Source organism: Flavobacterium sp. WC2430, assembly GCF_040822075.1.
GTDB lineage: Bacteria > Bacteroidota > Bacteroidia > Flavobacteriales > Flavobacteriaceae > Flavobacterium.
In genome coordinates this window covers 338111-352907 of record NZ_CP162007.1, presented here as the reverse complement: position 1 = coordinate 352907, position 14797 = coordinate 338111, and the positions used below count along the sequence as shown (strand labels likewise).

Genomic DNA, 14797 nt, shown 5'->3' with positions numbered 1-14797 from the left:
CTATAAATGATAGCACATTTACAAGGGAAATTAGTGGAAAAAACACCAACACACATCGTAATTGACTGCGGTGGTGTTGGTTATCATGTGAATATCTCGTTACATACTTATTCATTGCTTCCTAATACTGATTTTGTAAAGTTATTTACACATCTTCAAGTTAAAGAGGATTCGCATACTTTATTTGGATTTGTAGAAAAATCTGAGAAAGAGATTTTTAAATTGTTAATTTCCGTTTCGGGAATTGGGGCCAATATTGCGAGAACAATGTTGTCATCATTAGATCCTAAACAAATTACAAATGCGATTGCTTCAGGGGATGTAGTTACAGTTCAATCGATAAAAGGAATCGGTAGTAAAACAGCTCAAAGGGTGATACTTGATTTAAAAGAAAAAGTGTTGAAACTATATGATTTAGATGAAGTTTCAATGGTGCAAAGCAATACAAACCGAGATGAAGCGTTATCAGCTTTGGAGGTATTAGGTTTTGTTCGAAAAACTTCTGAAAAAATCATTGAAAAAATTGTAAAAGAGGATCCAGATGCTTCTGTTGAATCAATTATTAAAAAAGCTTTAAAGAACTTATAAAAGGAACTCGGAAACACGAATTATATGCAGAAAATTTGTCTTTTTTTGTTAGTTTTATTTTGTGGTTTTGCGTCTAGGGCTCAAGTAAAAGAAGAAGCTCAAGATACAATTAATAAGGGTTTCTCTTTAGGAAAAGTCCAAATAAAAAACCCTCAAAGTATTCTCTCGGCCTATACTTATGATCCTGTTACGGATAGGTATGTTTATACTAATTCTGTTGATGGGTTTTCTATCAATTACCCTATTATATTAACTCCAAAAGAGTATGAAAGTTTAGTCTTGAAAGAATCTATGAGAGATTATTTCAAGAAAAAAACGGATGCTATCGATGGTAAAAAAGAAGGAAGTGAGGCTGCGAAAAAAGATTTATTACCTAAATATTATGTGAATTCGGGTCTTTTTGAAACTATTTTTGGTAGTAATACAATTGATGTTAAGCCTACAGGTTCCGTTGAAATGGATTTGGGTGCTCGATATACCAAACAAGATAATCCTTCTTTCTCTCCAAGAAATAGATCTAATTTGTCTTTTGATTTTAATCAAAGGATAAGCATGAGCTTAATGGGGAAAGTAGGTACAAGGTTGAATGTTAATGCAAATTATGATACGCAGTCTACTTTCGCATTTCAAAATTTAATTAAATTAGAATATGCTCCTTCAGAAGATGATATTATTCAAAAAATTGAAGTTGGAAATGTAAGTATGCCTTTGAATAGCTCATTAATTAGGGGAGCGCAAAGCTTATTTGGTGTAAAAGCCCAATTGCAATTTGGAAAAACTACAGTTACAGGAGTCTTTTCAGAACAAAAATCAAAAACAAAAAGTGTAGTTGCAGAAGGTGGTGGAGTAATTCAGGACTTTGATATGTATGCGCTTGATTACGATAATGACAGGCATTTTTTCTTGTCACAATATTTTAGAAATAAATACGATGCTTCGTTAAAAAACTACCCTTTTATTGATAGTAGGGTTCAAATTACAAGACTTGAAATTTGGGTTACTAATAAACAAACTCGTGTTAGTACTAATTCAAATAACTTACGAAATATTATTGCGCTTCAAGATTTAGGAGAATCGCAATTATCGGGCTTGGCAGATAATGAAGTGGTAGTGCTTGATCCTTCAACAGGAATATTTAATAATCCAATAAATTCGCCCACAGACAACTCTAATAACGATTATGATCCAGCACAAATTTTAACTGGTTCAGGTTTGTTAAATAGTAATATTAGGGAAATAGTTACTTCTAATTCTGGATTTAATGTCACTGTTAGCGAAGGTCAAGATTATTCTAAATTAGAAAATGCTCGAAAATTAACTTCAAATGAATATACCTATAATGCTCAATTAGGGTATATATCGTTGCAACAACGATTAGCAAATGATGAGGTGCTAGCCGTTGCTTATCAATATACAATAGGTGATAAAGTGTATCAGGTAGGTGAATTTGGTAGTGATGGTATCGATGCAACTGTTGTAACGGGGACTAATTCTTCCCAAGCAATTATCACTCAAAGTTTAATTTTGAAAATGTTGAAAAGTAATTTAACAAATGTCAAAAACCCAGTTTGGAATCTGATGATGAAAAACATCTATCAAATACCAGGAGCTTATCAAGTGAAACAAGAGGATTTTAGGTTTAATATACTATATACTGATCCGTCTCCATTAAATTACATTACTGAAGTGTCGGGAAGTCCTTTTCCTGCAAGTCCATCACCTGATAATAAAGTTGCTGAAACTCCGTTGTTGAAAGTATTTAATTTAGATAAATTAAATTATAATAATGATCCACAAACTGGAGGGGATGGTTTTTTTGATTTTATGCAAGGCATCACTATTGATTCCCAAAATGGAAGAATAATATTTACTACCAAAGAGCCATTTGGTGAATTATTGTTTTCCAAATTGTCAAACACAGGTTCGGGAGAAAACTATAACGATGCTAATACTTATAATGCAAATCAAAAGAAATATGTGTTTCGTAATATGTATCGCAACACCCAATCTGGAGCATTGCAAGATAGTGACAAGAATAAATTTCTTTTAAGAGGTAAATATAAATCATCAGGAGGTGATGGAATTCCTATTGGAGCGTTCAATGTTCCTCAAGGTTCCGTTGTCGTGACTGCTGGAGGACGAGTTTTAGTTGAAGGAATTGATTATAGTGTAAATTATCAATTGGGTAGGGTTCAAATTTTGGATCCATCTCTTCAAGCATCAAATACGCCTATTAATGTTTCTCTGGAAAACAATTCTGTTTTTGGTCAGCAAACCAGAAGGTTTATGGGGGTAAATGTAGAACATAAAATTTCGGATAAGTTTTTGGTTGGAGCTACATTTTTAAAAATGACTGAAAAACCTTTTACTCAAAAATCAAGTTTTGGTCAAGAATCGGTAAACAATACTATTTTTGGTTTTAATACTAATTATTCTACTGAGGTTCCTTTCTTTACTCGATTAGTGAATAAACTCCCTAATATTGATACCGATGTGCCTTCAAATCTTTCGGTACGTGGAGAAATCGCTTTTTTGAAACCAGACACACCAAAAGCAGATCAGTTTCAAGGAGAGTCAACAATTTATGTAGATGACTTTGAGGGATCTCAATCTACAATTGATATGCGTTCTGCTTATGCCTGGAGTTTATCTTCTACACCAGATAGAAATACAAGAAGTGCCTATGATTTTAACGCTAACGCCAATGATTTGAGTTATGGGTTTAAAAGAGCGAAGCTAGCTTGGTATACTATTGACCCCATTTTTTACACACAAAAACCATCTGGAATTTCAAATGATGATTTGTCATTGAATACTACAAGAAGGATTTATAGTGAAGAATTATACCCATTAACTGATATTGCTCAAGGACAATCGCAAGTTGTTAATACTTTGGACTTAAGTTATTATCCTTCTGATAGAGGTCCTTATAATAACAGTTCGAGTTTTTCTACAAGCCCCGGAACTAATTATGGTGGAATTATGAGAGCTATAAATTCAACAAATTTCGAACAAGGAAATGTGGAATATATTCAGTTTTGGGTAATGGATCCGTACGTTGGTAAAGGCCAGGTTCCAAATGATAATACTGGAAAAATATATTTCAATTTAGGGGAGATATCAGAAGATGTTTTGAAAGATGGGCGCAAACAATATGAAAATGGACTAGGGCCAGATCAAATATTAGTAAATCCAAAACCTATTTGGGGAGATGTTCCTGCGTCACAATCTTTGATTTATGCTTTTGACACTAATGCGGATAATAGAAAGAACCAAGATATAGGTTTAGATGGATTGTCTAATGCGAATGAAGGTTCTGTCTATACTAATTTTGCTTCAGAGTCTGATCCAGCAGCTGATGATTATACCTATTACTTAAACACTACAGGTAGTGTAAAAGAGCGATATAAGAACTATAATGGTGTTGATGGAAACTCAGCTGTAAGTGTAAGTGATCCCAATAGAGGTTCATCAACAGTTCCAGATGTTGAAGATATTAATAGAGATAATACAATGAATACCATTAATGCTTATTATGAATATAGCGTGGATATTCAACCGAATATGAATGTTGGTCAAAACTATATTACTGATGTGAAAAATACGCAAGTAACATTAGCAAATGGTGAAGTTACTGATGCAAGATGGTTACAATTTAAAATACCTGTTTCTCAGCCTGAAAATACAATAGGAAATATTTCAGATTTTAGATCCATTCGTTTTATGAGAATGTTTATGACTGGTTTTAATCAAGACGTAACAGTTCGTTTTGGTGCTCTAGATTTGGTCAGAGGAGAATGGAGAAGATATACGAATACATTGGATTTTAATGATACAAACGTAGCTGATGATGGAACTGATTTAGATGTGTTAGCAGTGAATGTTCAAGAAAATAATGACAGATGCCCAGTTAATTATATTATCCCTCCTGGAGTGCAACGGGAACAATTGTATAATAATAATACGATTATAAATCAAAATGAACAGTCGCTGTCACTTAGAGTTTCTGGGAACGGTCTTGAGCCGGAAGATTCAAGAGCCGTTTTTAAGAATGTTAGCATCGATATGAGGCAGTTCAAAAAATTAAAAATGTTTTTGCATGCAGAATCATTGCCAAATCAAACAGTACTTAGAGACGATCAAATGATTGGATTTATTCGTTTTGGAAATGATTTTACACAGAACTTCTACCAAATAGAAATTCCTTTGAAAGTAACGACTCCTTCTTCTACTTCAGGTTCTAATTGTTCCGCATTGAGCGCAGAAGAGGTTTGGCCAGAAGATAATAATATTGATTTAACGCTAGCCTTGTTAACTCAGCTTAAAATTCAGGCAATGAGTATCGATTTGAGTACTCTACCATTGGATGGAATCTATTATCAAAATGAAGATGAGTTAAACCCAAGTCTGGCCAATAAAACAAATAAGTTGAGGTTGGGTATAAAAGGAAATCCTAATTTTGGATTGGTCCGTACACTTATGGTTGGTGTGAAAAGCAATGAAACACACCAAGATATAAAAGGAGAAGTTTGGTTCAATGAACTTCGCTTGGCTGATATGGATAATCAAGGCGGTATGGCGGCAGTTTTAAATGTTGATACAAACCTAGCCGATTTTGCAACTATTTCCGCAACAGGTAAAAAAAGCACTATTGGTTTCGGAGCTTTGGAGCAAGGGCCAAATGAGAGAAGTCGGGAAGATATTGAACAATATAATATTGTCACTAATCTTAATTTGGGGAAATTACTGCCAGTAAAATGGGGGATAAATTTACCATTTAATTATGCCGTTGGAGAAGAAACAATCACACCAGAATATGATCCTTTTAATCAAGATATCAAACTAAAACAGTTGTTGGACAATACAACCGATACTGCGGAGAGAAATAATATTACAAATAGAGCAGTAGATTATACAAAACGAACAAGCATTAATTTTATTGGTGTTAGAAAACAAAGAAGTGCTGAGCAAAAACAACATGTTTATGACCCAGAGAACTTTACTTTTTCTCAGTCATACAATAAGGTAGAGCGACATGATTTTGAAATTGAAGATTATATTGATCAACAGGTAAATACGTCAGTGGATTATGCTTATAGTTTTCAGCCAAAACCTGTTGAGCCATTCAAGAAAACGGAATTCATGAAAAAAAGCAGTTATTGGAAGTTGCTTAGTGATTTCAATTTTAATTATTTGCCTTCTAATGTTTCTTTTAATACTAATATAATTAGACAATACAATCGTCAACAATTTCGTCAAGTTGATGTTGAGGGGATTGGTTTGGATCCTTTGTATAGAAGAAATTTCTCCTTTAATTATCAGTATGGATTTAATTATAACCTTACAAAATCTTTAAAACTAAGTTATACAGCGTCATCTAATAATATTGTAAAAAATTATTTAAATCAGGATAATGAACCTATTGACAGTTTTACGATTTGGGATAGCTACTGGAACATAGGAACGCCTAACCAACACATGCAACAATTGGTTTTGAATTATGAAATTCCAATCAATAAGATTCCTTTATTTAGTTTTGTGAAAGCAAATTATTCCTATACAGGAGACTATAGCTGGCAACGTTCGTCAAATGCATTGTCACAAATAGAAATAGGAGGAGTAGATTATAATTTAGGAAATACGGTTCAAAATGCACGTTCGAATACTTTGAATGCAACTTTTAATATGGATATGCTTTATAAGTATTTAGGGTTAACAAAAAATAATGCTAAAGTAACAAGTAAACCCAAAGCTTCAGCTCCTAAACCAGGAGAAAAGGTAGTGAATAATGTAGCAAAACCAGTTGCTCAAAACAATGAATTTGTAGATGGACTTATGGGTGTTTTAACGAGTGTAAAAAATATTCAAGTAAATTATACGGAGAACAGCGGTACAGTTTTACCGGGTTATACTCCAAGTGTAGGTTTCTTTGGGTCTTCAAGACCTACTTTAGGGTTTATATTTGGTAGTCAAGATGATGTTCGTTATGAAGCTGCTAAAAATGGTTGGTTGACCAATTATCAGGATTTTAATCAAAACTTTTCACAGGTAAGTAATAAGATGTTTAAGTCAACTGCGAATGTAGATTTGTTCCCCGATTTAAAAATTGATTTAAATGCAGACAGATCGTATTCTGAAAATTATTCAGAACAATACGATGTGACTAATGGAGAATATAATTCGAGATCTCCTTATACATATGGACTTTTTTCAATATCAACGGTTTTGATTAAAACGTCTTTTTCGGCAAGCAATGAAGTTTCTTCAGGGGCATTTGATGACTTTAGAAGCAATAGATTAATAGTTGCTAATCGATTGGCATCACAACGTGGTATTGATGTTACTAACCCAGCTAATTTGGATGAAGATGGATATCCGTTAGGTTATGGTAAAAATAATCAAGCAGTTTTATTGCCAGCTTTTTTAGCTGCCTATTCTGGCAGTAGTGCCTCAAATGTTTCCTTAGGGATTTTTAGAAGTTTTCCAATACCAAACTGGGCTGTAAAATACAATGGATTAATGCGTTATGATTTGTTTAAAAGGAATTTTAAACGATTCTCGTTGCAGCATAATTATAGAGCTTCTTATACTATTAATCAATACCGATCTAATTTTGATTATGATAATGACAAGAATGGAGTTGATGCAAGTGGTAATTTTTTGAATAAAACAATCATGTCAAATATTAACTTAGTGGAGCAATTTAGTCCGCTGATTAGAATGGATTTTGAATTGAAAAGCTCATTAAAAATTCTTACTGAAATTAAAAAAGACAGAGCGTTATCAATGAGTTTTGATAATAATTTATTGACCGAGGTAAAAGGAATTGAATATGTTGTTGGGCTAGGATATCGATTTAAAGATGTTATCTTTTCTTCTAGACTGGCTGATAATCCATCAGGCATTATAAAAGGAGATATTAATATGAAAGCTGATTTTTCTTATCGAAATAATCAAACAATTGTACGTTATTTGGACTACGATAATAATCAATTGGCGGGAGGTCAAAATATTTGGTCATTAAAATTAACTGCTGATTACTCTTTCAGTAAGAATCTTACCGCCATATTTTATTACGATCATTCTTTTTCTAAAGCTGTAATATCGACTTCATTTCCATTAACAAATATCCGTTCGGGGTTTACACTTCGTTATAATTTTGGGAATTAATTTTTTAAAATCTAAACCAATTTTCATTAGAAGATTGTTACATTTGCCGTACAAAAAATCAATTATCAATTATCAATTAGTATTTATATGAATATACCATCAAATTTAAAGTACACTAAAGATCACGAATGGGTTAGTTTACAAGGGGATGTTGCAACAGTAGGGATTACTCATTTTGCTCAAAAAGAATTAGGAGATATTGTTTATGTTGAAGTAGAAACGTTAGATCAAACTCTTGAAAAAGATGAGGTTTTTGGAACTGTTGAAGCGGTAAAAACAGTTTCTGATTTATTTCTTCCATTAGCTGGAGAAATTATTGAATTCAATGATGCTTTAGAAAGTACTCCAGAAACTGTAAATTCAGATCCTTACGGAGCGGGATGGATGATAAAAATAAAAGTTTCTGATGTTGCGGATTTTGATTCGTTACTATCTAGTGAAGCTTACAAAGAATTGATCGGTGCATAAACAATTGTATTTTTGGATTGCAGTTTTTTGGACTATAATAGTTACTTTTCTTTGTTTAACACCGTCAAGTAATATTCCAGAAGTAAGTATTTTATATCTTGATAAATTGATTCATATCTTTTTTCATTTTGTGTTTACTACTCTTTGGGTTTTGTTCTTTAAAGTAAAAATGCAAAGTCCAAATAATTATAAGCCTTTTTTTTATTCATTTGGTTTATCTGTTTTTTTTGGAATTACAATTGAAATATTACAAGAAGTATTGACCACTACCCGAACTGCTGATGTTTTTGATGTTTTGGCCAATATAACGGGAGCGAGTTTAGCAATCGTTGTTATGATTCTATATTTTAAAAACAAGAAATAAACAGTATATAATTCAATTTAAATCCCACTTTGGTGGGATTTTTTTATAGTAAAAATTTAAAAAGTAATTACATATAATTAACTCTTTTGAATATAAAATGTATTTTTGTAACCTATCATTTATAATGGAATAGATATAACATGAACATTAGACAATATTTAGATTCTACCTATTTAAAAACGGCTATTCAAGCGGGACTTGATGAAGACCAGAATAGTGTTGTAGTTAAGAAGTTTATTCAGGAAGCTATTGATGAGAATTTTAAACTCATTATGATTCGGCCTAATATGGTTGCTATTGCAAAAGAAATGATAACTACAGCCAATTCTAAAGTAGGAGTAGGGACAGTAATCGATTTTCCAGATGGGGATTCAAATGTGGAGGACAAGCTTGTTGAAGCTAATCTGGCAATACAAGATGGTGCGGATGATTTAGACTTTGTTTGTAATTATAACGCATTTATTGCGGGCGATAGCGACTTAGTTAAACAGGAAGTTTTAGAGTGTACAAAACTTGGTCTGGAAAAGGGAAAAGTAGTAAAGTGGATAATTGAAGTGGCTGCCCTTGATGATAAGCAGGTCGTTCAATTAACAGCTTTAATAAAAAATGTAGTAGTTTCAAATTTCAAAGAAATTTTTTATAATTCGGTTTTTGTTAAATCTTCAACTGGTTTTTTTATAACCCAAGGTAATCTTCCGAACGGGGCTACAATTTCAACAATTACCATGATGCTTGAAAATGCGTTTCCGCTTCCAGTTAAAGCGGCTGGAGGAGTCCGAACGTATGAGGAGGCTGTTGCAATGATTCAATTAGGTGTAAAGCGAATAGGTACCTCTGGAGCGAAAATAATTGCAAATGGTGCAGGAACACAACTAGAATACTAAATTCACAATCAAAATTAATATGAGAAAAAGTTTCTTAACTTTATTTATATCATTTATATCTTTTTTTACGTATTCTCAAGTTGAAGATACTAATAATTTGCAAGCCAAATTGTCTACAGAACGGTTCCCCGTTTTTCCTAAATGTCAAAATTTAGAATCAGTAGCTTTAGAAAATTGTTTTTATAATGAAGTGCAAGATTTTGTTTTTCAAAATTTTGTTGTGCCAGAAACTTTAATGAAAAATAATTTCCGAGGGAATATAAAAGTGCTTTTTGAAGTAGACAGTAATGGTGTTTTTAAAGTAATTTATGTAAATGCAGTTGATGATGAGTTAATTCAAGAGACTAAAAGAGTCTTTGCAAAGTTCCCGAAAATTAGTCCGTCTACTTACAATGGTAAGGCGGTCTATTCTAGATATAATAGTACGATTTCGATTCCTTTAAAAAGTTCGGAGACAATCGCATCAGAAGCACTGGCTAAAGCAGAAATTATTCAAAATAATGCAAAACAACTTACAGAGTTGGATAGTATCGTTTATAAGAAATACAACAATCCTGAGTTTGAAAGCAATCTAAATATCCCTTTTTCGCATAGTTATTATGCTCAGTTTGATGGTGCAATGAATCAAGTAGGGAGTAATAATCATACAGCATCTAAGCCCTATACTTATCAAGAAGTTTCTAAGTATTACAATCTTAAAGAGGCGAATGATAAACTTAAAATAAAAGCTTCAAATTGGTGGGCTAAAAAATTATGGAATGAAAATGCTGTCGAAATTCAAGGTGATGGGTATTGGTTTACTTTAAATCCAATATTAGATTTACAAGTAGGAAAAGCAACACATAGTGATGTTTCTTATACCTATGTTAATACAAGGGCGCTTAATTTCAGAGGAGGAATAGGGAAGCAACTTAATTTTACTACAACAGTTTTTGAAAGTCAAGGACGATTTGCTGATTATTTTAATCAATATGCTGAATCTATTGCGCCTGCAGGAGGGAATCCTGCTATTATACCTGGAATAGGAATAGCTAAAGACTTCAAAACAAATTCATATGATTTCCCTTTGGCTGAAGCCAATATTACATTTGCTCCAAATAAAAATATTGACTTGCAATTGGGCTATGGCAGAAATTTTATTGGTGATGGGTATCGTTCACTTTTGGAAAGTGATGGTGCCAGTCCTTATCCTTATTTTAAAATAAACACTAAGTTTTGGAAAATTAAGTACACGAATACCTATATGTGGTTAAAAGACGTTCGTCCCGAAGTTACTCTAGAAAGAACGTATGCTACCAAGTTTATGGCCAATCATTATTTAAGTTGGAATGTTTCTAATAGATTAAATATAGGACTCTTTGAATCGGTAATTTGGACCAATACAAACAATAGAGGTTTTGATGTTAGTTTTGTAAACCCAATTATTTTTTATAGATCTGTTGAGTTTGCTTCTTCAGCAAGAACTGGAAATGCACTTTTGGGTTTTAGTTATAAATACAAATGGAGTAATCAAATCAATTTTTATGGTCAGTTTCTTTTAGATGAATTTTCACTTGGTGATATTAAAAGAGGGGATAATAGTTGGAAAAACAAATATGGTTACCAGCTAGGGGTTAAATATTACAATGCATTTAAGGTTGATAATTTATTGTTACAATTAGAGTACAATCATGTTCGCCCTTATGTGTATTCTCATAGTGAGCCGATAACTAATTATGGTCATAACAATCAAAGTATTGGGCATCAATGGGGAGGTAATTTTAAAGAGTTTATAGCAATTGCTCGTTATCATAAAGGAAGGTATTTTGCTGATGCAAAAATTACTGCGGGTACTCGAGGTTTGGATTTTGATACAAGTACTGATGGTTTTAATTATGGCGGAAATATTTATAAGGATTATGATGAGAATCGTCCATTTGATAGCGGAGTAAAAGTAGGTCAAGGAAACAAAACGGCAGTTCTTATTGCAGATATTCAAGGAGGGTATTTGATCAATCCGACTACCAATTTAAAACTTTTTGGAAGTTATATTTATAGAAGTTTTGATCCTGCGCAAAATACAAAAACTACGTTTACCCAAAGTACTAATTGGTTTACGATAGGTTTAAGAGCTGATGTCTTTAATTGGTATTTTGATTATTAGTATTTAATCGAGATTCGCAACGTGTTTAATTAAAAGTGAATTAATAGTTGTTTTTTGATTGTAAAAAAAACAGGTAATAATTACGTTATGAATATTAGTTTTAAAAAATCTAAATTCTTCATTCTTATTTCTACATCTAATTTGTACCTTTGCACCAGTTTTATAAAAACCTAATGGATACCGGATTGAATACTACAACAAATACATTTTCTCTAAAGAGGATTTTTTTAGATTTTAAAGAAATTACTAAAGCTGGACTTGCTATTAGTGTATTGTTTTCTTCTATTGCTGGATATTTTTTAGGGATAGATGATGCAAATCCTTTTCAGTGGTCTGTGTTAATAATGCTTATCATTGGTGGGTATTGTATGGTAGGTGCTTCAAATGCTTTTAATCAAGTTATTGAAAAAGATTTGGATGTATTGATGGATCGAACTAAAAATCGTCCTGTCCCAGCAGGTAGAATGTCCCCAAATACTGCTTTGATTGTAGCTAGTTTGCTAACAATCGTTGGAATTTCATTGCTTTACGCTATTAATCCGAAGTCGGCCATGTTTGGGGCGATTTCAATATTTTTATATACGAGTGTGTATACTCCTTTGAAGACGATGACATCGTTGTCAGTTTTTGTAGGGGCGTTTCCCGGAGCTATCCCATTTATGTTGGGTTGGGTTGCGGCAACTGGAAATTTTGGAATTGAAGCGGGAACTTTGTTTTTAATACAGTTTTTTTGGCAGTTTCCTCATTTTTGGGCAATAGGTTGGTTTTTGTATGAAGATTATGAGAAGGCAGGTTTTTTTATGCTTCCTACTGGAAAAAAAGATAAGGGTACGGCTTTACAGGTTATTTTATATACCATCTGGTTGATTATAGCTTCGTTATTGCCAGCATTAGGCTATACGGGAAAATTATTTTTAACACCAGTTGCTGCAATTTTGGTTTTTTTATTGGGAATATGGATGTTGTATTATTCAGTCCAATTGTACAAGTTAAGAAGTGCAAAAGCAGCAAGAACTCTTATGTTAGTAAGTGTTTCGTATATTACGTTGTTGCAGTTAGTTTATATATTTGATAAATTTTTAAGATAGTTATGGAAGTTACAATGACAACGAATGAACATAGATTAAGAACCGCAAGATCCTATAAGCTGATCTTGTTGTTTGCGATGGTTAGTATGACTATGATGTTTGCAGGGCTTACAAGTGCTTTTGTGGTAAGTAAATCGAGAGTGGACTGGTTGAAGGATTTTCAATTGCCTACAGCATTTTATTATAGTACGATTGTTATTATTGGTTGTAGTGTTACATTCCATTTAGCAAAAAAAGCGATTCAAAAAGACAATAAAAGTGCGACTACTACATTTCTTTTAGCTACTTTAGCGCTGGGGATTTTATTTGTTGTTTTACAATTTGTCGGCTTTGGACAAATAGTAGAAAACGGGTATTATTTTACAGGAAGTGAGAGTTCAATAACAACAACATTTTTATATATTGTTACCGTTGTGCACTTAATTCATCTTGCTGGAGGGCTAATTTCTCTCCTTATTATAATTTATAATCATTTTAAACAAAAATACAATTCGACTCAAACTCTTGGAATAGAACTAGGTGCAATGTACTGGCACTTTCTTGATTTCCTATGGCTTTATTTATTTGTATTTTTATATTTCTTTAAATAAGAAAAAAACGTAAATTTGGGAACTTTTTAACGAATAACTTTTATGGAAGCGACAGTTACTACTGCAAATAGTGAAGAAAAAACTTGGGGAGGCGGCAATGAGCCAATGGGAGCAAGTTATGGTAAATTAATGATGTGGTTTTTTATCGTGTCAGATGCCTTAACGTTCTCTGGATTTTTAGCAGCTTACGGTTTTTCTCGATTTAAATTTATTGAGACATGGCCATTGGCCGATGAAGTGTTTACTCACTTCCCATTTATGCATGGTGTATCTGCACCGATGTATTATGTGGCATTAATGACTTTTATTTTAATTTTCTCATCTGTGACAATGGTATTAGCCGTTGATGCAGGTCATCAAATGAAAAAAAACAAAGTTGTTGTTTATATGTTTTTAACCATTATCGGTGGTATGATCTTCGTAGGGTCACAAGCTTGGGAATGGAAAAATTTCATAAAAGGGGAGTATGGTGCAATTGAAACAAAAGGAGGTAGTTTACTTCAGTTTGTCGATAAAGAAGGGCGTCGTGTTGCTTTAGCTGATTTCGCTGCCACTTTGAATGAAGGTAGAGAACGATTAACTGGTAATAAAGGAGATTGGTTTATTAGTGAGCCAGCTTTGCCGTCTTATTCTGTTGCTGAAGTTCAGGCAGGTTTTAAGGCACATCCAGATTTATTAATCAGAACAGAAGTTATTTATGAAGGGGACGAGGCAATTGCTAAAGATCCTAAAATTAATCATGAATTAACAAAGATTAAGCACAAAACGATTCTTACTAGACAAGAGTCTGAGTTGAGGTTGGCTCAAGCAACGTATGTTGTTGAAGGTGCAAACTTGACAAGAAACGAATACGGTAGTAAGCTGTTTGCTGATTTCTTTTTCTTTATAACAGGATTTCACGGTTTTCACGTATTCTCAGGTATAATTATAAATATCATTATATTTTTTAATGTACTTCTTGGAACATACGAGAAAAGAAAGAGTTACGAAATGGTTGAGAAAGTTGGTTTATACTGGCACTTTGTCGATTTAGTTTGGGTATTTGTATTTACAGTATTCTATCTAGTTTAATTTTTAAAGATTATTATTATGTCACACGAACACGTTTCTAATACAAAGAGAATTTGGTTTGTTTTCGGATTATTATCTCTTGTAACAACTGTTGAGGTTTTTCTTGGGATTATAAAACCAGAATTTTTACACCTTAACCATTTTCTTGGCATGAATTTGCTGAATTGGATATTTTATATTTTGACTGTTTTTAAAGCTTATTATATTGTATGGGCATTTATGCACATGGAAGGTGAAAAAAGTAGTCTAAGATGGGCGGTTGTTTTGCCTGTTATTTTCTTAATTTTATATTTACTTTTCATTCTTTTGACTGAAGGGCATTATATTTATGGGGTTTTTAAAGATTCGACCATTAAATGGAATTTTTAACACTATATTAATTCAAAAAAAGGGTACGCATTGCGTGCCTTTTTTTATTTTTGTACTTTAAT

10 protein-coding genes are annotated in these 14797 nt (G+C 32.7%); all 10 read left to right on the top strand.

What is annotated here, in order from left to right; genetic code table 11:
* Positions 1-6: 6 nt before the first annotated feature.
* Entirely contained in the window at positions 7-588 is a 582-nt protein-coding gene (ruvA, locus tag AB3G36_RS01670) for a Holliday junction branch migration protein RuvA (protein ID WP_367755367.1), read from the top strand.
* A 24-nt stretch (positions 589-612) separates the two neighbouring features.
* Positions 613-7758 carry a cell surface protein SprA gene (gene sprA, locus AB3G36_RS01665; protein WP_367755365.1) on the top strand — a complete coding sequence of 2382 codons (7146 nt, stop codon included), beginning with the start codon at positions 613-615 and terminating at the stop codon, positions 7756-7758.
* A gap of 87 nt (positions 7759-7845) precedes the next feature.
* Complete coding sequence (gene gcvH, locus AB3G36_RS01660; protein WP_367755363.1) at positions 7846-8226, top strand: glycine cleavage system protein GcvH; 381 nt, start codon at positions 7846-7848, stop codon at positions 8224-8226.
* Positions 8219-8590 (top strand): VanZ family protein, encoded by a 372-nt coding sequence (locus AB3G36_RS01655; protein WP_367755362.1) that lies wholly within the window; start codon positions 8219-8221, stop codon positions 8588-8590. The genes gcvH and AB3G36_RS01655 overlap by 8 nt, the downstream gene beginning before the upstream one ends.
* A 140-nt stretch (positions 8591-8730) precedes the next feature.
* Complete coding sequence (gene deoC, locus AB3G36_RS01650) at positions 8731-9474, top strand: deoxyribose-phosphate aldolase (RefSeq protein ID WP_367755361.1); 744 nt, start codon at positions 8731-8733, stop codon at positions 9472-9474.
* Positions 9475-9493: 19 nt separating this feature from the next.
* Complete coding sequence (locus AB3G36_RS01645; RefSeq protein ID WP_367755360.1) at positions 9494-11617, top strand: gliding motility protein RemB; 2124 nt, start codon at positions 9494-9496, stop codon at positions 11615-11617.
* A 185-nt stretch (positions 11618-11802) separates the two neighbouring features.
* Entirely contained in the window at positions 11803-12705 is a 903-nt protein-coding gene (gene cyoE, locus AB3G36_RS01640; protein ID WP_367757983.1) for a heme o synthase, read from the top strand.
* A gap of 2 nt (positions 12706-12707) precedes the next feature.
* Complete coding sequence (locus AB3G36_RS01635; RefSeq protein WP_367755359.1) at positions 12708-13295, top strand: heme-copper oxidase subunit III; 588 nt, start codon at positions 12708-12710, stop codon at positions 13293-13295.
* 42 nt (positions 13296-13337) lie between these two features.
* A complete protein-coding gene (locus tag AB3G36_RS01630) occupies positions 13338-14366 on the top strand; it encodes a cytochrome c oxidase subunit 3 (RefSeq protein ID WP_367755357.1) in 1029 nt (342 codons plus the stop codon).
* 18 nt (positions 14367-14384) lie between these two features.
* Positions 14385-14735 (top strand): cytochrome C oxidase subunit IV family protein, encoded by a 351-nt coding sequence (locus tag AB3G36_RS01625; protein WP_367755355.1) that lies wholly within the window; start codon positions 14385-14387, stop codon positions 14733-14735.
* Positions 14736-14797: the final 62 nt, after the last annotated feature.

What these genes read in the sequence shown, in the direction of transcription:
- ruvA (WP_367755367.1), top strand. Translation starts at nt 7, where the DNA reads ATGATAGCACATTTACAAGGGAAATTAGTGGAAAAAACACCAACACAC.
- sprA (WP_367755365.1), top strand. Translation starts at nt 613, where the DNA reads ATGCAGAAAATTTGTCTTTTTTTGTTAGTTTTATTTTGTGGTTTTGCG.
- gcvH (WP_367755363.1), top strand. Translation starts at nt 7,846, where the DNA reads ATGAATATACCATCAAATTTAAAGTACACTAAAGATCACGAATGGGTT.
- deoC (WP_367755361.1), top strand. Translation starts at nt 8,731, where the DNA reads ATGAACATTAGACAATATTTAGATTCTACCTATTTAAAAACGGCTATT.
- AB3G36_RS01645 (WP_367755360.1), top strand. Translation starts at nt 9,494, where the DNA reads ATGAGAAAAAGTTTCTTAACTTTATTTATATCATTTATATCTTTTTTT.
- AB3G36_RS01635 (WP_367755359.1), top strand. Translation starts at nt 12,708, where the DNA reads ATGGAAGTTACAATGACAACGAATGAACATAGATTAAGAACCGCAAGA.
- AB3G36_RS01630 (WP_367755357.1), top strand. Translation starts at nt 13,338, where the DNA reads ATGGAAGCGACAGTTACTACTGCAAATAGTGAAGAAAAAACTTGGGGA.
- AB3G36_RS01625 (WP_367755355.1), top strand. Translation starts at nt 14,385, where the DNA reads ATGTCACACGAACACGTTTCTAATACAAAGAGAATTTGGTTTGTTTTC.